The 23,896-nt window shown below is 59.8% G+C and carries 19 protein-coding genes and 2 pseudogenes (1 of these 21 cut by a window edge); 12 read left to right on the top strand and 9 right to left on the bottom strand.

Annotated features, from left to right (window positions below):
* Nucleotides 1–1,019, top strand: a pseudogene (locus tag ACFFAR_RS00315) (cryptochrome/photolyase family protein); it begins 522 nt to the left of the window's first position.
* A 15-nt stretch (nt 1,020–1,034) separates the two neighbouring features.
* Here the strand turns inward: ACFFAR_RS00315 and ACFFAR_RS00310 are convergent.
* The 6 genes from ACFFAR_RS00310 to dnaA form a co-directional block, all read right to left on the bottom strand.
* Nucleotides 1,035–2,603 (bottom strand): hypothetical protein, encoded by a 1,569-nt coding sequence (locus tag ACFFAR_RS00310; RefSeq protein WP_174362422.1) that lies wholly within the window; start codon nt 2,601–2,603, stop codon nt 1,035–1,037.
* 71 nt (nt 2,604–2,674) lie between these two features.
* A complete protein-coding gene (locus ACFFAR_RS00305; RefSeq protein WP_174362421.1) occupies nt 2,675–3,040 on the bottom strand; it encodes a ligand-binding protein SH3 in 366 nt (121 codons plus the stop codon).
* A gap of 17 nt (nt 3,041–3,057) precedes the next feature.
* The gene (locus ACFFAR_RS00300) at nt 3,058–4,608 is read right to left on the bottom strand and encodes a UbiA family prenyltransferase (RefSeq protein WP_174362420.1); all 1,551 of its coding nucleotides are present in this window, start codon (nt 4,606–4,608) and stop codon (nt 3,058–3,060) included.
* A 375-nt stretch (nt 4,609–4,983) separates the two neighbouring features.
* Complete coding sequence (gene gyrB / locus ACFFAR_RS00295; RefSeq protein WP_075359096.1) at nt 4,984–7,455, bottom strand: DNA topoisomerase (ATP-hydrolyzing) subunit B; 2,472 nt, start codon at nt 7,453–7,455, stop codon at nt 4,984–4,986.
* A 170-nt stretch (nt 7,456–7,625) separates the two neighbouring features.
* Nucleotides 7,626–8,732 carry a DNA polymerase III subunit beta gene (gene dnaN, locus ACFFAR_RS00290; RefSeq protein ID WP_062168517.1) on the bottom strand — a complete coding sequence of 369 codons (1,107 nt, stop codon included), beginning with the start codon at nt 8,730–8,732 and terminating at the stop codon, nt 7,626–7,628.
* Nucleotides 8,733–9,003: 271 nt separating this feature from the next.
* Entirely contained in the window at nt 9,004–10,590 is a 1,587-nt protein-coding gene (gene dnaA, locus ACFFAR_RS00285) for a chromosomal replication initiator protein DnaA (RefSeq protein WP_062168515.1), read from the bottom strand.
* 418 nt (nt 10,591–11,008) lie between these two features.
* On the opposite strand from dnaA, the gene rpmH reads away from it, so the two are divergent.
* The 4 genes and pseudogenes from rpmH (at nt 11,009) to yidC (ending at nt 13,880) form a co-directional block, all read left to right on the top strand.
* Nucleotides 11,009–11,143: a 50S ribosomal protein L34 gene (rpmH, locus tag ACFFAR_RS00280; protein WP_006998755.1), complete on the top strand. Its 135-nt coding sequence runs from the start codon at nt 11,009–11,011 to the stop codon at nt 11,141–11,143.
* 100 nt (nt 11,144–11,243) lie between these two features.
* Nucleotides 11,244–11,717 (top strand): ribonuclease P protein component, encoded by a 474-nt coding sequence (rnpA, locus tag ACFFAR_RS00275; protein WP_174363091.1) that lies wholly within the window; start codon nt 11,244–11,246, stop codon nt 11,715–11,717.
* A gap of 52 nt (nt 11,718–11,769) precedes the next feature.
* A pseudogene (gene yidD, locus ACFFAR_RS00270) lies at nt 11,770–12,015 on the top strand (membrane protein insertion efficiency factor YidD); the annotation flags it as partial.
* A 173-nt stretch (nt 12,016–12,188) separates the two neighbouring features.
* Nucleotides 12,189–13,880: a membrane protein insertase YidC gene (gene yidC, locus ACFFAR_RS00265; RefSeq protein ID WP_062168509.1), complete on the top strand. Its 1,692-nt coding sequence runs from the start codon at nt 12,189–12,191 to the stop codon at nt 13,878–13,880.
* A gap of 74 nt (nt 13,881–13,954) precedes the next feature.
* On the opposite strand, the gene ACFFAR_RS00260 is transcribed toward yidC, so the two are convergent.
* Nucleotides 13,955–14,374 (bottom strand): hypothetical protein, encoded by a 420-nt coding sequence (locus ACFFAR_RS00260; protein ID WP_062168507.1) that lies wholly within the window; start codon nt 14,372–14,374, stop codon nt 13,955–13,957.
* Between the two features lie 327 nt (nt 14,375–14,701).
* Here ACFFAR_RS00260 and mnmE point away from each other — a divergent pair, with 327 nt between their 5' ends.
* Nucleotides 14,702–16,090, top strand: a complete 1,389-nt coding sequence (gene mnmE / locus ACFFAR_RS00255) for a tRNA uridine-5-carboxymethylaminomethyl(34) synthesis GTPase MnmE (protein ID WP_375507374.1) — start codon at nt 14,702–14,704, stop codon at nt 16,088–16,090.
* 27 nt (nt 16,091–16,117) lie between these two features.
* Here the strand turns inward: mnmE and ACFFAR_RS00250 are convergent, their stop codons facing one another.
* A complete protein-coding gene (locus tag ACFFAR_RS00250; protein ID WP_174363093.1) occupies nt 16,118–16,744 on the bottom strand; it encodes a LysE family transporter in 627 nt (208 codons plus the stop codon).
* Nucleotides 16,745–17,261: 517 nt separating this feature from the next.
* Between ACFFAR_RS00250 and sap1 the strand changes: the two genes are divergently transcribed.
* Together sap1 and ACFFAR_RS00240 are read left to right on the top strand one after the other, a co-directional pair.
* Entirely contained in the window at nt 17,262–17,606 is a 345-nt protein-coding gene (gene sap1, locus ACFFAR_RS00245) for a surface attachment protein Sap1 (protein ID WP_075359099.1), read from the top strand.
* Nucleotides 17,607–17,830: 224 nt separating this feature from the next.
* Nucleotides 17,831–18,382, top strand: coding sequence for a YaeQ family protein (locus tag ACFFAR_RS00240; protein WP_075359100.1), 552 nt, complete (start codon nt 17,831–17,833; stop codon nt 18,380–18,382).
* 13 nt (nt 18,383–18,395) lie between these two features.
* Here ACFFAR_RS00240 and ACFFAR_RS00235 read toward each other — a convergent pair whose 3' ends face one another.
* Entirely contained in the window at nt 18,396–18,809 is a 414-nt protein-coding gene (locus tag ACFFAR_RS00235; RefSeq protein ID WP_174363094.1) for a VOC family protein, read from the bottom strand.
* A 325-nt stretch (nt 18,810–19,134) separates the two neighbouring features.
* On the opposite strand from ACFFAR_RS00235, the gene ada reads away from it, so the two are divergent.
* From ada to ACFFAR_RS00215, 4 genes are all read left to right on the top strand, one after another.
* Complete coding sequence (gene ada / locus ACFFAR_RS00230) at nt 19,135–20,235, top strand: bifunctional DNA-binding transcriptional regulator/O6-methylguanine-DNA methyltransferase Ada (RefSeq protein ID WP_174364384.1); 1,101 nt, start codon at nt 19,135–19,137, stop codon at nt 20,233–20,235.
* Nucleotides 20,236–21,168: a DNA-3-methyladenine glycosylase 2 family protein gene (locus tag ACFFAR_RS00225; protein WP_174364385.1), complete on the top strand. Its 933-nt coding sequence runs from the start codon at nt 20,236–20,238 to the stop codon at nt 21,166–21,168. It begins immediately after the preceding gene.
* A 256-nt stretch (nt 21,169–21,424) separates the two neighbouring features.
* Nucleotides 21,425–23,044, top strand: coding sequence for a glutamate--cysteine ligase (gshA, locus tag ACFFAR_RS00220; RefSeq protein ID WP_174364386.1), 1,620 nt, complete (start codon nt 21,425–21,427; stop codon nt 23,042–23,044).
* Nucleotides 23,045–23,247: 203 nt separating this feature from the next.
* Entirely contained in the window at nt 23,248–23,823 is a 576-nt protein-coding gene (locus tag ACFFAR_RS00215; RefSeq protein WP_236873379.1) for a hypothetical protein, read from the top strand.
* Nucleotides 23,824–23,896: the final 73 nt, after the last annotated feature.

Below are 23,896 nucleotides of genomic sequence, written 5' to 3'. Positions count from 1 at the left end.
CTTCCGGCGGCCAGTGGAACTTCGATCACGACAATCGGAAGTCGTGGCCTGGAAAGCCATCACAGCCCGCTGATCCCCGCGTTGCGCACGATCATTCAGCGCTCTGGAAAACGATTGTCGACGCGGGCGTAAAGAGCTTCGGATCTCCATGTGAGGATCGACTGCCGTGGCCACTGAATCGCGATGAAGCGTTGGCGCAACTCGATTCGTTTATAGAAGATGCGCTTCCGGATTTCGGCGATTACCAGGACGCAATGAGCACGCACGCGCCGCGATTGTTCCATTCGCTGCTGTCGTTTTCGCTCAACGCGAAGATGCTGAATCCGCGCGAAGTGGTAGCCCGGGCGGAACGGGCGTATCGGGATGGACATGCATCGTTGCCGGCCGTCGAAGGGTTCATTCGGCAGATCATCGGCTGGCGCGAATTCATGCGCGGTGTGTATTGGACGCGGATGCCGGAGTACCGAAAATCGAATGTGTTCGGCAATACGCTCAAGCTACCAGTCTGGTTCTGGAACGGCGAGACGAACATGCGATGCTTGAAACATTCAATTGGGCAATCGCTTGAAAATGGACACGCGCACCATATACAACGGTTGATGGTTATCGGCAATTTTGCGCTGATCGCGGGAATTGATCCCGTTGAAGTGCACGAGTGGTATCTCGGTGTGTACGTGGACGCGTACGAATGGGTCGAGATGCCGAACGTGCTCGGCATGAGCCAGTTTGCCGATGGCGGCGGATTGGCGACGAAACCTTATGCGTCCAGCGCGGCGTATATCGACAAGATGAGCGATTACTGCAAGGGGTGCGCTTACGACAGGAAAGCGCGGCTGGGCGAAACGGCTTGTCCGTTTAACGCGCTGTACTGGGATTTTTTTGAGCGCAATAGCGGGCGGTTGAAGGGGAATCCGAGGCTGGCGATGGTTTATAAGCAGTTGGACAGGATGGATGGGGAAGCGAAGGCCGGGCTTGAGGAAAGGGCGGGAAGCATCCGCGCGCGACTGGATGAACTTTGAGGCGGGCGCCTACCCTCACCGCTGTGCCGATGGCTCCGCGTCGTTGATGCCATCCACTGCTTTCTCGTTGCCGGCATAAACGGCCGCACTGCCGCGAGACTTGCGCATCGCGGCGCGCAGAATTCCGCGCGCCGCGAAACTCATCCCGCCCAGCAGGATCAACACGATCGCGATGCCCGCCATCCGTGCCGTTGCCGATTTTTCGATCAGCCGCGCCGTCCATATGTCCGGAAAGCGCCGGGCCGCGTTATCGAGCTGACCCGGCTCGGTCTTCGCGAAGTTGAGCGGCTGTCCACGGAGACCCTGCCAGAAACCCGTCCATATTCCATCGATGGAATAAAAGCCGCGCGCCTCCGGAATGTCCGCGTTAGGGAATTCGGCAACGACCGTGTTCCAGTTGACCGTCGCGGCCGGCAAGTTCCACGCTGCGGCGATGATCACCAGCGCCGTCGCGACATGCGGCAAACGGCTCTTGATCACCATAAACCCCGGCGCTGCCGCGATGAACCATATCGGCAACACGGGCAGCAAATAGCGCGGTCCCCAGCCGAACGCACCCCAGTTGACCATCTTGGCAATCAGCAACAGGTAGAGCACCGACCCGGCCATCGTTGCAGCAATGAACTTTTGTTGAGGACGCGCCAAACCACGCCATGCGATCGGCAACAGCAGCGCGAGCAGCAACGGCGGAGCATAAAACACGACCCCGTGATTGCCACTGAAGAAAAGACCAAGCAAGCCGGCTGGAATATTACCGGCGAGAGAATTGTTGCCGTTCAGGTAAAACGCGGTAGCGGTGGCCGGGCGTAGCAGCGACCCCGTGCGCACGAAGTTGTAGATGAAGTCGGGCAGCATGCAAGCCAAAAACGTCGCGCCAAGCACCACATATTTGCTCCATCGCGCGCGATCGGGCCATGCAAGGCATGCCAGCGTCACTGCCATGAAAGGCACGAGCGAAAAGCGAAAAGAACACAGCAGCGCGAGCGCCAGACCGGTTGCGGCGAATATGCGCTGGGTTGCATCGACGCGCTGCGTCTCGTGCAGGCAGTAAAGGAAGACGCACATCATCGCCGCAGCGGGCGCGACGTCCCATGCAACCTTCGCATAGGGCAGATAGAACGTGCCGGATGCGAATAGCAGGCTGAGCACGAATGCTTGCTTCGCGCCGTAGAAACGCGCCAGCAGCAGGCATAGGTACGTGGCGCCGATTGCGCTGACGAGCGCATAGATCAGGGCGGTGATCACCTTGGCGATCACGGGAGGATCGCGAAAAAGCTCATCGTTCGATGCGTGGCTCAGTTTCGCCGCGACCCACGCGCCCGGCAGCATCAACGCGAGCGCGCCGACGTCATGCGCTTCGTAGACGAGCCCGTTTGTACTCGGGACCCATCCAACGGTGGCCGCAGATTCCACTGTGCCCAGCTTGCCGGTGGTCGCAAGCAACTCGGCCGACTGCAACTGGCCGGCCGCGTCGCTGCTGCCGAGCCGTCCGCTCGACAACAACACGAAGAAGCAGACGAAAAAGAGGAATACATACCGGCGATACTCAGCCGGAGAAGGAGAACGATGCCCTGCGGGTTTCATGACCTACCTCTTGTCTGTTTCATGATATTGGGCATTTTCGTGTCGTGCATACGGCGCGGCGGTCCATCGCCTCAAGCCGGCGTTGCGCGCGCCGAGTAGAGCAGCCACACGCCGGCAATCAGCAAGGCTGCGCCGGAAATCGTCTTCATCGAGAGTCCGTCGCCGCTCCACAAACTGAACAGGAACAGTTCGATGACCGTGACCGCCACCATCACCGGATAGGCGACGCTCAGTTCGACGCGCTTCAACGCCAGCGCATACAGCAGGAAACCAATGCCGTACGCGCTCAACGCTGCCACACGCATCATGTTTGGCCGCGCGAGCACCAACGTGACGATGTCACTGGCGCCAACCACGGGATACTGGCTCGCGACGCGCAGCAGGATGCTCGCTAACGCGCTGCACGAGCCGCTGATCAGAAGTAACAGGATCGACATATAAGAGGGCTGGTCCGTTAGATGGCCAGCATCACTGACAGCACGCACAGACTGATGACAAGCAGGCTGGTGCGGTCCTTCACAGCGAACACGATTGGATCGTCGTTCATCTGGCCGCGAAACGCGAGCATCCACACCCGGCTGATCCAATACAGCAGCAAGCCAAAGAGCAGCCAGAGCGCGGGCTTGCGGGTATAAAGCGCGGTGATCTCCGGCGAGTTCATATAAAGCGCGAGCACGAGTACGGCGGCATACGCCGATGCCGTGCCGAATGCGCACAAAATCATGATGTCTTGCGCTAGGTACCCGCGTCCGGCCGCCGAACCAGCGGTCGAGCCGCTGCGCACAAGCGCGTCGAGCTCGGTGTAGCGCTTGACCATCGCCAGGCTAAGGAAAAGTAAGCCAGAAAACAGCACGAGCCAGTACGACAACACGATGTCATCCGCTGCACCGCCCGCGAAGATTCGAGCGGTGTACAACGCAGCCAGGGTGAAGACATCGATCAGGATGTGACGTTTCAGGAAGAACGAATATGCAAGCGTAGCGGCAAAATACGCGCCGAGCACGAACGCAAACTTGGGTGGCAGCAGCGCGGCAAGCGCCGCGCTGCCCATCATCAGTGCAAGCGACAGTCCAAGGCCCAGGGAAACAGGAAGTTTCCCGGACGCAAACGGGCGGTTGCGCTTGCGCGCGTGCCGCCGATCAGCGTCGAGGTCGAGAAGGTCGTTAAGCAGATAGACCGACGAAGCGCACAGACTGAACGACGCGAACGCGATCCCCGCAGCCATAAGCGGGTCGACACTGGTAAAGCGGTGTGCGGCAAGCAGCGGCACGAATATCAGCAGGTTCTTCACCCATTGATAGACGCGCATCTCCTTTACGATCAGTTTCAGCAGCTCACTCTTCTTCTCGAAGAAAACAATGCTGTCATTGACCTTCCCGGCCGCTGCGGCGATTTTTTTATGTCCTACGACAATCGCGCGGCGCGACTGCTTCCACACGGGCACATCGACCATTGCGTCGCCGCAATAATCGAATCCCCGAACGCCGAATTGACTGACTAAAGCGTTGGCCTTTTTACTGCCGGACAGATTAAGCACATTGGTGCTTGCCATCACGCCGGTGAAAATGCCGAAATGGTCTGCGATTGCTTGCGCGAGTGTCCAGTTGGCCGCCGTGCATAAATAGAGGTTCCTGCCGTGGGCTTTCTCGTCGCGCAAATACGCGAGCAACGCGGTGTTATACGGCAGCACCGCCACATCCATGACAACGCGACTGGCAATCTGCGTCTTCAGCCACGCTTTGCTTTTCAAAAGCCAGAAGAAACACATGAACACGTAAAGCGGATTCTTCTTAATCAGCAGAAGAAACGATTCGAGCAGCAGATCGGTATCTGTGAACGTGTGATCCAGATCGACGCAGAGTGCGATGTTTTCGGCGTCGAGACGCACGCTATCAAGGTCGGTGCCGGTCCCGGACCCGGTCAGGCTGCTCGCTCCGTCGGCGCCAAGTGCACCCTTCAAATAGTACGGAGTATTCAGTTCGAGTGATAAAGGATTTTTACGCATCCACGATACTCCTGAAAGTTCGGAGCAGCTTAATGGGCGTAAAAACAAAGTTATGTTCGGTAAGTGACGTAAATCGTTCCTCTCTGCTTTGTGATCAAGTCAAACATACATGTGACAAATAACCGTCAATCTTGTTAAGTCAGTTATTTTGAGGCCGTTTGTCTGATTGAAATGAAATACAGGATTGTTTCGATTGAACGTGACCGCCGGCCGCGTTCTGGAACCAAACTTCTGCTGAATAAATGCTGCTTGGATAATTCCGGTTTTCAAAACATCAGCAGATAAAAAAGCGCCGCCGTCTTAACGACGGCAGCGCTTTCCATTGTTCATGAATGCACGGGAGCTAACCCGGCAGGTCTCCTCCCACGTGAACCATTAAACGTCAATATTCCCCGCCCGCAACGCATTCGACTCAATAAACGCACGACGCGGTTCAACATCGTCACCCATCAGCGTAGTGAAAATGCCGTCGGCCGCGATCGCATCCTCGATCTGAACGCGCAACAGACGCCGCACCGTCGGATCCATTGTCGTTTCCCAAAGCTGCGACGGGTTCATCTCGCCCAGCCCCTTATACCGCTGCTTGGTCACGTTGCGTTCTGCATCCGCGATCAGCCACTTCATGGCGCTCTTGAAGTCGCTGACGGCCATCGACCGTTCGCCGCGCTTGATCAACGCGCCCGCCCCGATCAAGCCCTTGAACGTATTCGCCGTCGTCTGCAATTGCTTGTAGTCGGCGGTCAACTGGAAGTCTTCGTCGATCACCGATACCTTCACGTTCCCGTGATGCCGGCGATTGATATGCAACGACCGGATCTCGCGCACCGCGTCATACGACGGCTCGACCGTCACTTCAGGCTTCAACGGATCCGCACGCAACGCAGCCTGCAAGGCCGCAGCAGAAGCCACCGTCGATTCCTGTGTCGACAGATCCAGCACAATGCCGTCCATCACCGCCTCAAGCGCGTTCACGTCATAGAACCGGCTGACGCGATCCACCACCGCCTGCGCCAAGAGGTAGGCACGCGCAAGTTCACCTAGTGCGTCGCCGGTAATCGGCGTCGCGCCTTCGCTCGGAATCAGCTCGGAGCCCTGCAGCGCCAGCTTCAACATATGCTGGTTCAGCTCGTGCGTGTCCTTCAGATACCGCTCGTCCTTGCCCGCCTTGATCTTGTAGAGCGGCGGCTGCGCGATATAAATGAACCCGCGCTCGACGATCTCCGGCATCTGCCGGTAGAAGAACGTCAGCAGCAGCGTCCGGATGTGCGCACCGTCCACGTCCGCGTCGGTCATGATGATGATGCGGTGATAGCGCAGCTTGTCGAGGTTGTAGTCGTCCTTGCCGAGCCCTGTTCCGAGCGCGGTCACGAGCGTGACGATCTGCTCCGACGAAATCAGCTTGTCGAAACGCGCACGCTCCACGTTGAGCACCTTCCCGCGCAGCGGCAGGATGGCCTGGAACTTCCGGTCACGCCCTTGCTTTGCCGATCCCCCTGCCGAGTCGCCCTCGACAATGTAGATCTCCGACTTCGCCGGATCCTTCTCCTGGCAATCGGCCAGCTTGCCCGGCAAGCCGACGCCGTCGAGCACGCCTTTACGACGCGTCATTTCACGCGCCTTGCGAGCGGCGTCGCGGGCACGCGCTGCATCGATAATCTTGTTCGTAATGATCTTCGCGTCGTTCGGCGTTTCTTGCAGGAAGTCCTCGAGCGCCTTCGCGACCACGTCTTCAACCGGCGCGCGCACTTCCGACGACACCAGCTTGTCCTTCGTCTGCGAGCTGAACTTCGGCTCCGGCACCTTCACCGACAACACGCACGACAAACCTTCACGCATGTCGTCGCCGCTCGTCTCGATCTTCGCTTTCTTCGCGATATCGTGATCCGTGATGTACTTGTTGAGCACACGCGTCATGGCCGCGCGCAGGCCGGTCAAGTGGGTGCCGCCGTCGCGCTGCGGAATGTTGTTCGTGAAGCACAGCACGCTTTCGTTGTAGCTGTCGTTCCACTGCATGGCTACTTCGACCGTGACGTTGTCCTTCTCGCCCACCGCATGGAACACGGTCGGATGCAGCACCTGCTTGGTCTTGTTGATGTAATCAACGAAGCCCTTCACGCCGCCGACAAACGCAAAATCGTCTTCCTTGCCGCTGCGCTGATCGGTCAGGCGAATCCGCACGCCGTTATTCAGGAACGACAGTTCGCGCATGCGCTTGGCGAGGATGTCGTAGTGGAATTCGACGTTGCCGAAGATGGTGATATCCGGCATGAAATGCACTTCGGTGCCGCGGTTTTCCGTGTCGCCAACAACATGCATCGGGGAATACGTGATGCCGTTTTCGGTCACGAGTTCGCGGTTCTGCACCACGCCTTGATGGAATTCCATGAAGTGCTTCTTGCCGTCGCGACGCACGGTCAGACGCAACCATTCGGACAGGCCGTTCACGCACGACACACCCACGCCATGCAAGCCGCCCGACACCTTGTAGCTGTTCTGGTCGAACTTGCCGCCGGCGTGCAGCTCGGTCATCACGATCTCGGCGGCGCTGCGCTTGGGATCGTGCTTGTCGTCGAGCTTGAGGCCGGTCGGCACACCGCGGCCGTTGTCGGTCACGGAGATGGAGTTGTCGGCGTGAATGGTGACGTGAATGTCGTTGCAATGTCCGGCGAGCGCTTCGTCGATCGAGTTGTCCAGCACTTCGAAAACGAGGTGATGCAAACCCGTGCCATCAGACGTATCGCCGATATACATACCCGGCCTCTTGCGGACCGCCTCCAGACCTTCGAGGATCTGGATGGAGGATGCGCCGTAAGCGTTGTCGGGTTGCGAAATAGGGTTTTCAGTCATGGGTTTTTTTCCGGTTCTGCGTCACTACAGGGTCGCTACTGGGTCAGTACTAGGTCGCTGGGCGGTCACTGCGGGGGTTGCTGCGCGGTCGCTGCACGAGACTTTTCGAAACACCTTAAAAATGCCAAAGGGGCAGTGCGCCCCTTGGAAAGTTTTTAGTTTTGGCCGCGTCAGATGCGCATTGGCATCACCACATATTTGAACTCGTCGTTCTCGGGAATCGTGATCAGGGCGCTCGAACTTGCGTCGCCAAGGCTCACTTGCAGCATGTCGATCTTCAGGTTCGCGAGCACGTCGAGCAGATACGTGACGTTGAAGCCAATGTCCACGCTGTCGCCCTGATACGCGATTTCCAGTTCTTCCTGCGCTTCTTCCTGGTCGGCGTTGGTCGACATGATCTTCAACTGGCCCGGCTCGATCAGGCAGCGCACGCCCTTGAACTTGTCCGATGTCAGAATCGCCGCGCGCTGCAGCGAACGCTGCAGTTCTTCGCGGCCGATCAGGAACGTGTTCTTGTGCGACTTCGGGATCACGCGCTGGAAGTCGGGGAACTTGCCTTCCACGAGTTTCGACACGAGTTCGACCTGGCCGAACGTGAACTTGACCTGGCTCGCGGCAATGTCGATCACGAGCGAGTCGTCGATGTCTTCCAGCAAGCGCTGCAGTTCCAGAATGGTCTTGCGCGGGATGATGACTTCCTGGCGCGCATACGTGCCGCCTTCAATCTTCATCGATGAAAACGCAAGCCGGTGGCCGTCCGTTGCAACGGCCATCAACTGGTCGCCGTCGACCACCAGCAGCATGCCGTTCAGGTAGTAGCGGATGTCCTGTTGCGCCATGGCGAAGTGGACCATGCCAAGCAACTGCCGGAACGTCTTTTGCGGAACTGACAGGCTCGCGCCGAATTCGGTCGCCTGGTTGACGGTCGGGAACTCGTCGGCAGCAAGCGTCTGGAGCGCGAAGCGGCTTTTGCCGGAGCGCACGGTCAGCTTCTTGTCGGTGAGATCCAGCGACACTTCCCCTGGCGGCATGGCGCGCAGGATGTCAAGCAGCTTGCGCGCGGCGACGGTGGTCGCAACCTGATCGCTGCCGGTGCCGAAGTCGGCACGCGTGGTGATCTGAAGTTCGAGATCGGTCGAGAGGAACGACACGTCGGCGCCAGTCTTGGTGATCAGCAAATTGGCGAGGATCGGCAACGTATGGCGGCGCTCGACGATTCCGCTCACGGTTTGCAGCGGCCTTAGGAGATTATCTCGTTCGGTCTTGACCAGTTGCATAGAGTTCCTTCGTTGAAATGTCGGCCGTCCGCCGCTTTCGCCACCGCTTTCATGGGCGCTTTGCCACCGCATGGATTGCTTTGGAACGGTCTCGTGTCACGTGCCTGCGGTCACTGCCGCCCGCACGTGCCAGGCTTACGCCAAAACGCCGCCCAGCGCCGCTGGACGGTCAAACCCATATTGTGCCTCAAAACCTGCCCTTACCCCGAAAATGGGGGCAATTTCGTCAATAAACAGGTCCCGTTTCCGGCACGAATTCAGGAACGCCCGGCTAACCTTTGAGCGTCTGTTCGAGCACGTGCAATTCGTGGTTCAACTGGGCATCCGTGCCACGTTCGGCGGAGATTTTCCGCACCGCATGAAGCACAGTGGTGTGATCGCGGCCGCCGAACAATTCGCCGATTTCCGGCAGGCTTTTCTGCGTGAGTTCCTTGGCCAGGTACATTGCGATCTGCCGCGGCCGCGCGATGTTCGCCGGGCGCTTCTTCGAGTACATGTCGGCGACTTTGATGTTGTAGAAGTCCGCCGCCGTCTTCTGGATGTTTTCCACCGAAATCTGGCGGTTTTGCACCGTCAGAAGGTCTTTCAGCGCTTCTTTCGTCAATTCGATGGAAATCTCGCGCCCGTGGAAGCGCGAAAACGCCAGGATCTTGCGCAGTGCGCCTTCGAGCTCGCGCACGTTCGAACGCAAATGTTTTGCGACAAAAAACGCCACGTCCTCGGACAAGCTCACGCCTTCCGATTGCGCCTTGCGCATCAGGATGGCCACGCGCATTTCGAGTTCCGGCGGCTCGATTGCAACCGTCAGGCCGGAGTCGAAGCGTGAAATCAACCGGTCATCGATGCCCGAAATTTCCTTCGGATAGGTATCGCTGGTGATGATCACCTGCGCCTTGTTGGCAACCAGCGCCTCGAACGCGTAGAAAAACTCTTCCTGCGTGCGCGATTTGCCGGAGAAGAATTGGATATCGTCGATCAGCAGCAGGTCGAGCGAATGGTAATAACGCTTGAAGTCGTCGAAGGCCTTGCGCTGGTAGGCCTTCACCACGTCCGACACGTATTGCTCCGCGTGAATGTAGCGGATGCGCGCGCCGGCCTTGTCCTGCAGCAACTGATTGCCGATGGCGTGGATCAAGTGCGTCTTGCCCAGCCCCACGCCGCCATACAGGAACAGCGGGTTGTACGAGATGCCGGGGTTGTCGGCGACCTGGATCGCGGCTGCGCGGGCGAGCTGGTTCGCTTTACCCGTCACGAAGTTATCGAAGGTGAGCACGGGGTTGAGCTTCGAGCGCTCGTAAGCCGAATCGTTTTCCCCATTCGATGACGCCGTGCCGCCCGGCCGCCATGTACGGCGCGCGGCGGCGGCTTCGTTCGCGTCGAGGCTCGGGAGGTCGAGATCGGCGTGATCCGACTGGTCGTTGTGTTGCCGCGATTGCGCGTCTTGCGCGGCCTCTGCGGCGAGCGCATTGATGTGGGCGCTGGCGTTCGCGTGGCCGCCGTTCGGCCTGTCCGAAGAAGACGCTTCGACCTGCGGGCGCGGCGGCTGTTGTGCAGGCGACGATGCCGCCGGCACGGGCGCGGGCGCACCGCCCATCGCCTTGCGCGCGGTGGCTTTGGGATCGAGGACGAACTGGATGTCGACGGGCGCCTTCCAGAAATCCCGGGCCAGGTCGGCAATACGGCCCGAAAACTGGCTTTTCACCCAGTCGAGCTTGAACCGGTTGGGCGCGGCGATGCGCAGCGTGCTCGCATCGGCGTCGAAATCGACGAGGGCCAGCGGTTTGATCCACGTGACGTACTGCTGCGGCGTGAGTTCGCGCTCCAGCAATGCGGAACAGTGTTGCCAAAAATCGGTCATCGAGTGCAGTCGTTAGGGTTGCCGCGAGTCCTGCCGCCGCCCTCGCCGCTGCCCGGCTGCAAAGCCTGGAGCGCGCGGGCGAGCATACCCCGAAGTCTTGCCCAGCCTGGCTTTGCAGGCGGTACAGAGGACCGGGACTACGTGCGGTTGCGTCGGATTGAGGGGAGATTCTAACGCCAAATGCAACCGCGGCGCGAGTTATCCACAGGGACGGACCATCTCGCGTACTGAATCAACTGACCTGTGGACTTCCCCTCGAAAACCGGGGGCATGCACCGTAACCTATTGACGGTCAATAGGAAAACGGTTTAAATAGCGGGTTCCGCAAAACCCGAATTCCTGTACCACCGGCCGGTGCGTCAATTTTTATGTCGCTTCGTTATGCCGCGCGGTCCGTTTTTACCCAAGTGAGACCAACATGAAACGCACTTACCAACCTTCCGTTACCCGCCGCAAGCGCACCCATGGCTTTCGCGTTCGCATGAAGACCGCGGGTGGCCGCAAGGTCATCAACGCTCGCCGTGCGAAGGGCCGCAAGCGCCTGGCAGTTTAAGGTCGCCGGGTTCAGGTCGCCATTGTCAGGGCCGCTTACGGCATCAACAGCGCCCGCCAGCATTCGCCCCGACGCGAGCGATGACCCGGAGGTGCACTGCATGACGCGCTCCGGACAGGAAATCGGTCAGTTGCAAGCACGAGCCGCGTTCCCCAAAGCCGCAAGGCTGCTGAAAACGGATGAATATTCATCCGTTTTTCGTTTGCGCCCTTGGCGCCGGTCTCCGCATTTCGTCCTGTACGGCAAGCCGACAGGCAATGAAGCGCGGCTTGGACTGGTTATCGGCAAGAAGTGTGCGCCGCGCGCGGTCACGCGCAACCTGATCAAGCGGCTCGCCCGTGAAGCCTTCAGGCTCAGGCGCGCGGAGCTTGGCGGCTGGGACATACTGCTGCGCATGCACGCCAAGATTGACCGCAAGGCCATGCCGAGCGCGAAATCGCCGCCGCTGCGCGAGTTGTGTCGCGAGGAGATCGACGGTCTGCTCGACCGTGCCGTGCGCGAAGCCGCGCGACGCATGGCGGAGCAAAGTGCATCGGCTATCGTCACTGATCCACCCACGCCTGCGGGCTCTTGAGCAGCGCCAGACTGAAAACCGGTCCCCGGACGAAGTCGCTGGTGCTAAATCCATGCAAACGGCACTGTTTGAAAAATCGGCAAAAACGGCTTTGATCGCCTTATTGCGCTTTTACAAGGTTGCTGTGAGCCCCATGCTCGGCAACCGGTGCCGCTTTTACCCATCGTGTTCTGACTACGCGCGCGAAGCAATCCAGTATCATGGCGCCGCGCGTGGATCATTCCTCGCAGCAAAACGTCTGTGCCGCTGCCATCCGTTTTCGGCTGGCGGCATCGATCTGGTCCCCGTGCCCCCGTCCGCCGCCAGCTGCTTTCAGCAGGATGGCGTGTCAGCGGCCGGCCCGGTCGACGACTCTGCCCCGAGCCCATCGAATCCGCCTGATCCGTCTTCACTGACAGACAAGGCCAATCCGGTGAGTTCAAACCCAAACGGCGCCAACAACGCGCTCTTCGATCGACACTGAGACAACGCATGGATATCAAACGTACCGTCCTTTGGGTCATCTTTTTCATGTCGGCTGTCATGCTGTTCGACAACTGGCAACGTGACCATGGGCGTCAGTCGATGTTCTTCCCGAGCGCCGTCCCGACCAAGACGGCCGGCACGGCAGCACCGGGAACCACGACTCCGGGCACGCAAGCCTCCGATCTGCCCGCCACGACTGGCGCTCCGGGTTCGCCCGCAGCTCCCGGCGCCGCAGCGGTTCCTGGTGCAAACGCACCAGCCGCCAGCGCTGCACAACTGGTGAAGTTCACGACGGACGTGTATTCCGGCGACATCGACACACGTGGCGGCACGCTCTCGAAGCTTTCGCTCGTGAAGGAAGGCGACGGCAAGCAGCCCGACCTGTACATCACCCTGTTCGATCACACCGCCACGCACACGTACCTCGCGCGCACGGGCCTGCTCGGCGGCGATTTCCCGAACCATAACGACGTCTTCACGCTGGTTCCCGGCGGACAGACGTCCATGGGCGACGGCAACACGTTGTCGCTTGCGTTCGAGTCGCCGGTCAAGGGTGGCGTGAAGGTCATCAAGACCTACACGTTCACCCGCGGCAGCTATGTGATCAACGTCGATACGAAAGTGCAGAACGTCGGCACCGCGCCGGTCACGCCGCGCCTCTATATGGAACTCGTGCGTGACAGCTCGCCGGTGGAAACGCCGCGCTTCTCGCATACGTTTATCGGGCCGGCTGTTTATTCGGATCAGCATCATTTCCAGAAGATCGATTTCAGCGATATCGACAAGGGCAAGGCAACGTTTACGCCCTCCGCCGATAACGGCTGGATCGCGATGGTGCAGCATTATTTCGCGTCGGCATGGATTCCGCAGCAGGGCGTGAAGCGCGACATCTATGTGCAGAAGATCGATCCGGCGTTGTATCGCGTGGGCGTGCAGCAGCCGCTGCAGACCATCGCGCCGGGACAGACCGTCGACGTGAAAGCGCGCCTATTCGCCGGCCCTGAAGAAGAGCGGATGCTGGAAGGCGTTGCACCGGGTCTTGAGCTGGTGAAAGACTACGGCATGGTGACGATCATCGCCAAGCCGCTGTTCTGGCTGCTCGAGAAGATCCATAGCTATGTGGGCAACTGGGGCTGGGCGATCATCCTGCTTACGCTGTTGATCAAGGCGGTGTTCTTCCCATTGTCGGCAGCGAGCTACAAGTCGATGGCGCGCATGAAAACCATCACGCCGCGCATGACGCAGATCCGCGAGCGTTACAAGGGCGATCCGCAGAAGATGAACGCGGAACTAATGGCGCTTTACAAGACCGAGAAGGTCAATCCTTTCGGCGGATGTTTGCCGGTCGTGGTGCAGATTCCGGTGTTCATCTCTCTGTATTGGGTGCTGCTGTCGTCGGTGGAAATGCGCGGCGCGCCGTGGATCGGCTGGATTCACGATTTGTCGCAAGCCGATCCATTCTTCATCTTGCCGGTGCTGATGGCTGTATCGATGTTCCTGCAAACGCGGTTGAATCCCACGCCGCCGGACCCGATTCAAGCCAAGATGATGATGTTCATGCCGCTGGCTTTCTCGGTCATGTTCTTCTTCTTCCCGTCAGGGCTGGTTTTGTACTATGTAGTGAACAACGTGCTTTCCATCGCCCAGCAGTACTACATCACGCGGATGATGGGGCAGAAGAAAGTGGCGAAGGCTTAAGGTCTTGCTGAATGGTTTGAAAGAAAACGCCCGGCTTGCCGGGCGTTTTCCTTTGGGAAATTGCTAAAGGCGTTTTACCGCTTGCTCCCCGCTCCATAAAACTGGTCAATGAGCTCTTCGAGCAAATACCGGTGATGCGGAGACAGCGCTTCGATCTTCGATGCAAGCTCCAGCGTTTCCTCGGACGCCGGATATTTTTCATCGTGGGCAATGGGCTTTGGCGCGCTTTGTGGAGTACCACTTGGCGGCGGACCGTAATGCAACCAGTGTTGCTCGACCTTGAACCACGCTGCAAGCGTGGCCAGTTTGTCGGCGGTGGGAATTGAACGCGCTGTCAGCCATTTGTGTGTTGTCTGAGCTGAAACAGGTTCGCCGTGGTATCGCAAATTGAAATGCAAGGCGAGATCAGTTGCGCCGCGCATCTTCTCGGGCGCGCGTGTCATCGAAAATTTGAGCCGATCCGAAAAATCGGCTTTCTCTTGGGGTGTTGGCATAGGTCGCGATTGTGCGAGGCAAACGCACTTGCAAAGTCAACCACCTGCGCTAGATATGGCGCAAGTTCCGCATTTTTATCGAGTTCGGGAAAAACAATCACAATTTCAGCGCTGATTACCCAAACGGTGCAAACCCCTTAGCCGTGACATTTGCGTACACCGAAACGATGCACATCCCCGACTCACCCTCCAATCCATCATAGCCCACATAAGATAGATTAAGAATTGTCTTAGCGGGGTTGCTTAGCAAAGCGAAACCAAGTCGCCGCGCTACAATGCCGCGACTCATTACTTGCCTCATTGACTGCCGTTTAGTTCGAGAAAACCATGTCCAACAATGACTCCGATCCGATCGTTGCGATCGCCACCGCGCCGGGTCGTGGCGGTATCGGCGTGGTGCGGCTGTCGTTCGGGCGCTCGGGCGAAGCGGCCGCAAAACACGCCATGCTTGCGCTGTGCGGCCAGCTGCTCGACACGCGTCACGCGACCTATGCGCCGTTCACCGATGCACACGGCGAAGCAATCGATCGCGGCATTGCGATGTACTTTCCCGCGCCCCATTCCTATACCGGCGAACATGTGCTCGAGCTGCAGGGACATGGTGGTCCGATCGTGCTGCAACTGCTGCTGCAGCGGGCTATCGATACCGGCCGCGATTTCGGTTTGCGGCTCGCCGAACCCGGCGAGTTCACGCGGCGCGCGTTCCTCAACGACAAACTCGATCTTGCCCAGGCTGAGGCCGTCGCTGACCTGATCGAAGCAAGCACGGAGGCTGCGGCGCGATCGGCGGGCCGTTCACTCGATGGCGCGTTTTCCCGCCAGATCCATGCGCTCGTGGAAGACGTCATCACCTTGCGGATGCTGGTCGAGGCGACGCTCGATTTCCCCGAAGAGGAGATCGACTTCCTCGAAGCTGCGGATGCTCGCGGCAAGCTTGCACGCATCCGCGCGCTGCTCGACAAGGTGCTCACCGATGCACGCCAGGGCGCGCTCTTGCGCGAGGGGTTGTCGGTGGTGCTTGCGGGGCAGCCGAACGTGGGCAAGTCGTCGCTTTTGAATGCGCTGGCGGGTGCGGAGCTGGCTATCGTTACGCCGATTGCCGGCACTACACGCGACAAGGTCACGCAGACCATTCAGATAGAAGGCATTCCGATTCATGTCATCGATACCGCCGGCCTGCGCGAGACGCAGGACGAAGTTGAGCGCATTGGTATTGAAAGGACGTGGGGCGAAATTGGCCGCGCGGATGTGGTCCTGCATCTGCTCGATGCACGCGAAAAGCTGAGTGCTGACGATACCGCCATATCAGCGCGCTTTCCTGCGGGCGTGCCGGTCGTGCGCGTGTTGAACAAGGCGGATCTGGTGGGCGTGGCGGCATCGGCGTCAATTGCCGGCGATGAAGTGCGCGAGGTGCGTTTATCGGCGAAGACGGGCGATGGGATCGCACTGCTTCGCGACGAACTGCTGAAGATCGCCGGATGGCAGGCAGGAGCGGAAAGTATCTATTTGGCGCGCGAGCGGCATTTGATCGCGCTGCGCGCTGCTCGCGAGCATCTGGCGACTGCGGCGGATCACGCTGATCAGAACTCGCAGGCGCTGGATTTGTTCGCCGAGGAGCTGAGGCTCGCGCAGGATCAGTTGAATTCGATTACTGGCGAGTTCAGCTCGGACGATCTGCTTGGCGTGATCTTCAGCCGGTTTTGTATTGGGAAGTAGCGTTCGCTAGTGTTCGACCTGGAACACTCACCCCGCCTTCTTCCACGCCGCCGCAAACACCCCCGCGCCCATGAGCAACGCGCCGCCCGTCCGGTTCACCCCGCGCTGCACGCTCGGCCGCCTGATCGCCCGCCGCGCCACCGATGCCAGCATTGCGTAACCAAACGCATTCGCCGCCGCCAGGCCAACGAACGTCGCCTCCATGATTGCAATCTGCGAAACGCTGGCCACGTGTGGATCGATGAATTGCGGCAGGAACGCCACGAAGAAAATGATGCTTTTCGGGTTCAGCACCGTCACTGCATAGGCGTGGGCAATGATCCTTCCCGTGCGCAACTCGGTCGGCGAGCGGACCGCGTCGGTATCGATCACGGGCGCGCGCCAGAGCTTGATGCCCAGATAGACGAGATAAGCGGCGCCGATCCATTTGACCACCATGAACATTTCCGCCGATGCCGCCAGCAGCACGCCGAGCCCGAGCATGGATGCGGTCATCGATGTAAGGTCGCCCATCGCGACCCCGGCGGTGGTTGCAAAGGCATATTTCCGGCCGTGTCCCAGCGCATAAGACACCACGAGCAGCACGGTCGGTCCGGGTATCGCGACGAGGATCGCCGATGCAATTGCAAACGGCAGCCATTGGGCAAGTGTCATGTCAGCTCCTGAAAAGAAGCATCGATTAATCCACGGCAGAACCGTCCTGACAACCCTTTGTATAAAAAACATGCGCGGAGGCTTCGTCCGGCATCCTCGTGCACGTCCGAACTGACCGACATGAACGCCAAGTACATGAAAACAAAATCATTTCATCTGACAAAACCCTTGCTGTCCACCCGCAACGGCATCGGCACACAAAATGCTTAAACAGAGATGGACTCTGACCAGCGATCAAGTCCGGTAATGCGAAGTGTCTCCTCCCTCATTCGTGAGGTTTAATGCCCGGTTTCATCAACCGGGCATTTTTTATGGTTACGCGGATTGCGTTGCACCATTTAATACCGCTCATTTAAATACGTGGGGCCAGTGAAGATGCGGCAAATGGTCGTGTTGCAAATGCACACAAGTCATGCTTGCTCTTTCGAATTTCTTGTCTAGGATGAATGCTGCATATTAATAACTAGCCGCTGAATACATAGCTACGTCCCGAGAGATAGTTGCATGGAGGCTATAAATGAGAAAGAGTGCTGTCGCTGGCGCCGCGCTGATCTGTGTGTCCGCCCTGATGGGTTCGGTCCAGGCTCAGGACAAGGTAGTCCAACCGCAACAAACATTCAGTTTCTTGCCTAATTCGTACGGATGTTTATCGAAGGATAAATTCGATTCCGCCGATCAGCATGCCCAAGCCGGCGAGCAACAGAAAATGCAGGAATTCTTCTCCGGGTTTCAATGTCTGGCGACACCGGAAGAAGGAAATTTCCGCGTAGTGCGCGTAATTGGTCATGACGTCGAATTCGTCAATGCCTCGAATAGCGATACTCAAGGCATGTGGACCGCAGATCGATTTATCAAGCAATAAACTCAAAGCCATAAATCAATCGGCGACGCCTGTCGCCGATTTGCATTTCCCCCGCATCGCCAGTCCGGCGTCGTGCTCCCGCACGTCTTTCACGCTAATTTCCGCAACGAGCGAACGCGTTCGGTATCATCACGCGTCGGCGCACGCGAGCATTGGCTGCGTTTTCGCTGAATCCCGTTTCGAATCCCTTTTTCGGCCTCTCACCCGAGGCTTTCCGGTGTTGTATGGCCCTCAAATCCACAATCTATAAAGCTGAATTGCAGATCGCCGACATGGATCGGCACTACTACGGCGACCACGCGCTGACCATCGCACGGCATCCGTCTGAAACCGACGACCGTATGATGGTGCGCGTCGCCGCCTTCGCATTATTCGCGAGCGAGCGGCTCGAATTCACCAAAGGCCTGTCGGACACCGACGAACCCGACCTCTGGCAAAAGGATCTCACGGGGCAAATCGAAACGTGGATCGAGGTGGGTCAGCCGGAAGAGCGGCGCATCGCGAAGGCGAGCGGGCGCGCGGATCGGGTCATCGTGATTGCGTATGGCGGCCGGACATCGGAAATCTGGTGGCAGGGCGTGAAGTCGAAGGTCGAGCGGATGCAGAACGTGACCGTCTGGTCGCTCACCGATGGCGTCGCGGCGTCCCTCGGCGCACTGGCCGAACGGACGATGCGGCTGCAATGCACGATTCAGGATGGCGAGGTGTCGCTTGGGAGCGCGAGCGTGGATCCGGTTGCCATCGACTGGACGGTGTTCAAGGGCGCGCCGCGCTGACGCGGCGAACCGCTCAAGCCTCCGGCTCGGGCGGTCCCTTCAATTCGATCAGGTTGCCCTCCGGATCGAAAAAATACAGCGACGGGCCAAAACCTTCAGCACCGTATCGGCGGGCTTCTTCGCCCAGACGCACGCCGTTCTCCGTGAGATGCGCCCGAAGTGCGGCGGCATCGAACGGTTCGACGCGCAAGCACACGTGATCCACGTTGTTCCCCGTGCCCGGCGTGCCGCTTTCCGGCCGGTCGATCTTGGCGCCCACAGCCAGCAAATCGATCAGCGAACGCCCGGCGCGCATCTGAATCAAGCCGAGTTCGCGCTGTTCCTTCTCGACCGGGCAGCCGAGCACGGTGGCGTAGAACTGGACCATGGCGTCGAGGTCTGCGCATCGAATCACGACGTGATCGATCTCGCGGATAGGGATCTGCATTGAATGTCTCCGGTTTTATCCGAAAATTCTAGCCTGCCGCGAAACGTGCAGACGAAAAAAAGCCCACTCGTTGCGGAGCGGGCTGAATCCATATCAGGAGGAGACATGGAGGAGACAGTTCCGATATTACACAGTGGGTTCGTACGTTGCAACACTTATCGTAGTAAAAACCCCTATGGTGCCAAAGTGTCGCATCTGTGCGTCATTCGCCATTCCGTCGCGATCACGTCGACGTCCGCCGCGAATGACAGCGCAAGAACCGGCGCGACCCGTAAAACGCCCGTCGTTACAGTAATCACGTACCCTTCGTCTAGTGAGGAATGTGATGAAAATCAATCAGGAAACCGCCGCGTTCGCCGATGCCGAATCCCGCTGGAACGCCATGTCCAGCCGGGATGCCAGCGCCGACGGTGCATTTTTCTACGCCGTGCGCACGACCGGCGTGTTCTGCCGGCCGTCGTGCGCGTCGCGGCCGCCGCGCCGTGAGAACGTCGAGTTTTTCGAGAACGTCCAGCAAGCTGAGGCAGCCGGTTATCGGGCGTGCAAACGGTGTCGGCCGGGCGGTTTGTCGCGGGAACTGGCGATCGTGGAGCGCGCGTGCAAAGTGCTCGATGCCGATCCGCAGGAACGCCTCACGCTCGCGCAATTGAGCGATGCCGTGCATGTCAGCCCTTTTCACCTGCAACGGTTGTTTTCGCGTGTGGTCGGCGTGTCGCCCCGGCAATATCAGGCGGCTCGGCGCGCGGACGCGTTGCGCGGCGCCCTGCAACGCGGCGACGACGTGACCCGCGCCACCCAGGACGCAGGTTTCGGATCGACATCGCGCATGTACGACGCTGCGCCCGCCGAGCTGGGGATGACGCCATCGGTTTATCGGCGAAAAGGCGCGGGGCTTGTCGTGAATTTCGCGACCGCGCAATCGGCGCTCGGCACGGTGCTGGTGGCGGCGACTGAAAAAGGCATCTGCAAAATAGCTTTCGGCGATGACCCCGCAGCACTCGAAGCGGATCTGGCGCTGGAATTATCCGAGGCAGAACGGATTGAGGATCAGGCGAGGCTCGCGCCGTTCATCGCGCAAATCGATGCCTATTTACGGGGCACGCGGGAGCACTTCGACCTGCCGCTCGATATCAGCGCGACCGCGTTCCAGCAACGTGTATGGGATGCGCTGCAGCGGATTCCATACGGTCAGACGCGCAGTTATAGCGATATCGCCGAGGCTGTCGGCTCGCCGCGTGCAGTGAGGGCGGTGGCGAGCGCGTGCGCGTCGAATCCGGTGGCGCTTGCGATCCCGTGTCATCGCGTGGTGCATAAGGGCGGGGCGCTTGCGGGGTATCGATGGGGAACGGCGCGCAAGGTGGCGTTGTTGTCGGCGGAGAAGGAGCGCCGGGACGAAGCCGCGCGCGAAACGGCGGAGACGTCCTGATTGAAAACCGCGTCGGATAGTTCAGCAATCAAACCTGTTCGTCTGCAGCTTCCCTTCGTCGAGCCCTATGACTGGCCGCGCGTCCTGCGTTTTTTTGCGGGACGCGCGACGCTGGGCGTCGAAACGGTTGAAGACGGCGCGTACAAACGCGCAATCGAATGGCTGCGCGAGCCGGGCACGCTCAGCGTCACGCGGCATGCAACGAAGCCGTGTCTTGTTGCCACAGTTGATGGCGCGGCGAGCCGCCACGCGAAACCGATCGGCGAGCATTTGACGCGGATGTTCGACCTTCGCGCCGATGCAACCGCCATCGCCGCGCATCTTGCCCGCGATCCGTGGTTTGCGCCGCTCACGCAAGCCGTGCCCGGTCTGCGCGTGCCAGGCGCGTGGTCCGGTTTCGAGCTGGTCGTGCGCGCGATCGTCGGACAGCAGGTCAGCGTCAAGGCGGCATCGACGATCATTGGCCGGCTCGTCCAGCGCGCCGGTACGCCCGTTCCCGATCACGCTCATGCCGATACCGCCTGGCGTTTTCCCACGCCCGCCGCACTCGCCCAGGTCGATCTCGACAAGATCGGCATGCCCGGCAAACGCGTGGCCGCGCTGCAGGGTTTCGCGCGCGAGGTCGCGACGGGCGCACTGCCGCTCGACGACCCTCGCGCGGATCGGGGTGAACTCCGGGCGGCGTTGCTGGCCATGCCGGGTATCGGCCCGTGGACGGTGGAGTACGTCGCGATGCGTGCCCTGCGCGATCCGGACGCGTGGCCCGGCACCGACCTGATCCTGATGCAGGCGCTCGCGGCGCGTGATCCATCGATGGCTAAAGCTGCCGCTCTTCGCGCCCGGGCTGAGAACTGGCGGCCGTATCGTGCGTACGCCGCACTGCACGTGTGGAACGAGATCGCCGACCGGACGGGATCGGCCAAGGGTGGCTGACCTAACGTCCTCGATCAGCCGATAACCCCGCCCAAGATCAGACATTAATTCCACGCTGGCGCAGCCAAACTGCAAACGCGGCGTCGGTCCGGGAAAAGTCATGCTGCGAGGGTAATGCCCGAAACCACTCCAAATTCGCGCAAACCCTTATCCGGCAAGGCTTCAAGCACGGCTTACACTGAGATGTTAAAGTGCCCGCTACCCAAAAATCCGATTTGGCGCATGCTGTTTCGCGCCGAGCGCAAACGTCGCAGCAATGGCAAATACGAATTCCTCATCCTCCTCCCGCAGTGCATTCCTGGAGCGCCTCGCAGCGCTGACCGCCGGTGAGCCCGGCGCCGCCTTGCGCCGGGGACTGCGCGGCATCGAGAAGGAGAGTCTGCGCGTCACGCGCAACGGCGCGCTTGCCACCACGCCGCATCCGCGGGCGTTCGGCTCCGCGCTCACGCATCCGCTCATCACGACCGATTACTCCGAGGCGTTGATCGAGCTGATCACGCCGGCCGATAACGACGTGGCGATCACGCTGGACAAACTGGACGAGCTGCATCGTTTCGCTTACGCGCATCTCGGCGACGAACTCCTGTGGAACGACTCCATGCCCGGCCAGCTTCCGGCCGACCAGGATATTCCGATCGGCAACTACGGAACGTCGAATATCGGCATGCTGAAGCATGTTTATCGGCGCGGGTTGTCGCTTCGATACGGCCGTACGATGCAATGTATTGCCGGGATCCACTACAACTATTCGCTGCACGAAGACGTGTGGCGAGCGTGGGCCGCACTCGACGGCCGCAGCACCACGCACATGGTCGACTTCCAGTCCGAGCGCTATTTCGCGCTGATCCGCAACTTCCGGCGCACGAGCTGGCTGCTCATGTACCTGTTCGGCGCGTCGCCGGCGCTGAACCGCCAGTTCCTGCGTGACCGCCCGAATACGCTCGACACGTTGGATGCAACCACGCTATATCTGCCCTACGCAACCAGCCTGCGCATGAGCGATCTCGGTTACACCAACAACCCGGCGCAAGCCGCGCTGCTGCCTAGCTACGATACGCTCGACGGTTATCTCGATGTGCTCGCCAAGGCGGTCAGCGAGCCTCATCCGCCGTATGAAGCCATCGGCACGCAGCGCGACGGCGAATGGATTCAGATCAACACGAACGTACTGCAGATCGAGAACGAGTTCTACTCGACCATCCGGCCGAAGCGCGTCACGCAGCCGGGAGAACGGCCGTTGCATGCGTTGTCGTCGCGCGGCGTGCAGTACATCGAAGTGCGTTGCCTCGATATCGATCCGTTCGAGCCGACCGGGATCTCGCTGCAGACATCGCGTTTCATGGACGCGTATTTGTTGTATTGCGCGCTTGAAGACAGTCCGCTGTTGCCGCGCCCCGCCAATGAAGAAGCCAACGAAAACTTCGCGCGCATCACGAAGGAAGGCCGTAAGCCGGGCCTGACGCTGGCTCGCGATGGCCGGGAAGTGCCCATGCAAGGCTGGGCCGGCGAGTTGCTGGACGCAATCGAGCCGGTCGCGCGGGCGCTCGACAAACTGCACGGTATCAATGAGCACATCCTCGCGCTCGATGCCCAGCGGGCACGGCTGGCGGATGTATCGCTGACACCGTCCGCGCAGGTGCTGTCGATCATGCGCGAGCGCGGCCAAAGCTTCGATGCTTTCGCGCTCGAACTGAGCGAAAAGCACGCCGATCATTTCCGCAGCCGGCCGCTCGAGCCGGAAGTCGAGCGCGAGCTAGAAGCGCTCGCGGCCAAGTCGCTGGAGGATCAGGCAAGAATCGAACGCGATGAAATTGGTTCGTTCGATGCATTCGTCGGCGCGTATCGGGCTTATACGCTAAACCGCATCAGCGTCTAGTCCAGACCGTTCAAGCAGCTTTTCCCGCGCCGCGAGTCTTCACCAGCGGCAACCCTTACTGGTTTTGCAACAGGACGCAACGCGCGGAAACGCTCGTGCTTGCATCGGGTCTGAAATTAGCGACGAATCAGATTTGGCAGTTCCGCGCTCCTGCTTCTACGAGCGTGACCGACCGGCTGAACGCTAATAAAGGAGCGGGGAACATGAAAACAAACTTGATGAAAACGACGGGTATGGCTGGTGCCGCGGTGGCATTCGCGCTGCTCGGAGGGTGTTCGACGAACGGCCAGATTGCCGGCGAAACCATGGAACAGGCCACGGCGCCGCTCACTTGCACGAACAAGGCCGAATGCGACGCGTGGTGGGGCCGCGCGCAAGTCTGGGTGACCAACCATTCGGAATACAAGCTGCAGACGGTCACCGATTCGATCATCCAGACAACAGGTCCGTCGGGCGGAAAACGCGCTCTCGCCTACCAGATCACCAAGACGCCCAGCAACGAGGGCACAGCGACCATCGGCTTTGCAGCGCATTGCGACAACATGCTCGGCTGCGAACCGAACCCCTGGAAGGCCGGCGCGGACTTCAAGCAGTTTGTGCGTGGCGGTCCATCGCAAATGGGTACGCGGTCCGGCGCCACGGCATCCGGCAATGCATTGCCCCCGGTCTCACCGGCGCCACCTACCAAGCCGATACCGCCCGCGATGCCCGTGCAAGCAATGCCCCCGACGCTCGACAATCAACCGGGTCAGTCGGGCCAGAGCCAGACGCCTGAATAACCTGAAGCAACTCCAGAGAAACAGGGCCGCATTCGAACGAGGAACGCGGCTTTTTCACATTTGACTTGCCCAA

Origin of the sequence: uncultured Caballeronia sp. (assembly GCF_964243625.1) — a bacterium.
Lineage (GTDB): Bacteria > Pseudomonadota > Gammaproteobacteria > Burkholderiales > Burkholderiaceae > Caballeronia.
The sequence above is the reverse complement of the archived record's forward strand: the minus strand, read 5'-3'. Positions and strand labels throughout refer to the sequence as shown.

Excerpts from the sequence above, each read along its gene's own strand:
- ACFFAR_RS00300 (WP_174362420.1), bottom strand. The coding sequence starts at position 4,608 with ATGCGTAAAAATCCTTTATCACTCGAACTGAATACTCCGTACTATTTG.
- ACFFAR_RS00235 (WP_174363094.1), bottom strand. The coding sequence starts at position 18,809 with ATGCAGATCCCTATCCGCGAGATCGATCACGTCGTGATTCGATGCGCA.
- yidC (WP_062168509.1), top strand. The coding sequence starts at position 12,189 with ATGGATATCAAACGTACCGTCCTTTGGGTCATCTTTTTCATGTCGGCT.
- sap1 (WP_075359099.1), top strand. The coding sequence starts at position 17,262 with ATGAGAAAGAGTGCTGTCGCTGGCGCCGCGCTGATCTGTGTGTCCGCC.
- rpmH (WP_006998755.1), top strand. The coding sequence starts at position 11,009 with ATGAAACGCACTTACCAACCTTCCGTTACCCGCCGCAAGCGCACCCAT.
- mnmE (WP_375507374.1), top strand. The coding sequence starts at position 14,702 with ATGTCCAACAATGACTCCGATCCGATCGTTGCGATCGCCACCGCGCCG.
- gshA (WP_174364386.1), top strand. The coding sequence starts at position 21,425 with ATGGCAAATACGAATTCCTCATCCTCCTCCCGCAGTGCATTCCTGGAG.
- gyrB (WP_075359096.1), bottom strand. The coding sequence starts at position 7,455 with ATGACTGAAAACCCTATTTCGCAACCCGACAACGCTTACGGCGCATCC.
- ada (WP_174364384.1), top strand. The coding sequence starts at position 19,135 with ATGAAAATCAATCAGGAAACCGCCGCGTTCGCCGATGCCGAATCCCGC.
- ACFFAR_RS00305 (WP_174362421.1), bottom strand. The coding sequence starts at position 3,040 with ATGTCGATCCTGTTACTTCTGATCAGCGGCTCGTGCAGCGCGTTAGCG.
- ACFFAR_RS00250 (WP_174363093.1), bottom strand. The coding sequence starts at position 16,744 with ATGACACTTGCCCAATGGCTGCCGTTTGCAATTGCATCGGCGATCCTC.
- ACFFAR_RS00215 (WP_236873379.1), top strand. The coding sequence starts at position 23,248 with ATGAAAACAAACTTGATGAAAACGACGGGTATGGCTGGTGCCGCGGTG.
- dnaN (WP_062168517.1), bottom strand. The coding sequence starts at position 8,732 with ATGCAACTGGTCAAGACCGAACGAGATAATCTCCTAAGGCCGCTGCAA.
- rnpA (WP_174363091.1), top strand. The coding sequence starts at position 11,244 with ATGACGCGCTCCGGACAGGAAATCGGTCAGTTGCAAGCACGAGCCGCG.
- ACFFAR_RS00240 (WP_075359100.1), top strand. The coding sequence starts at position 17,831 with ATGGCCCTCAAATCCACAATCTATAAAGCTGAATTGCAGATCGCCGAC.
- dnaA (WP_062168515.1), bottom strand. The coding sequence starts at position 10,590 with ATGACCGATTTTTGGCAACACTGTTCCGCATTGCTGGAGCGCGAACTC.
- ACFFAR_RS00260 (WP_062168507.1), bottom strand. The coding sequence starts at position 14,374 with ATGCCAACACCCCAAGAGAAAGCCGATTTTTCGGATCGGCTCAAATTT.
- ACFFAR_RS00310 (WP_174362422.1), bottom strand. The coding sequence starts at position 2,603 with ATGAAACCCGCAGGGCATCGTTCTCCTTCTCCGGCTGAGTATCGCCGG.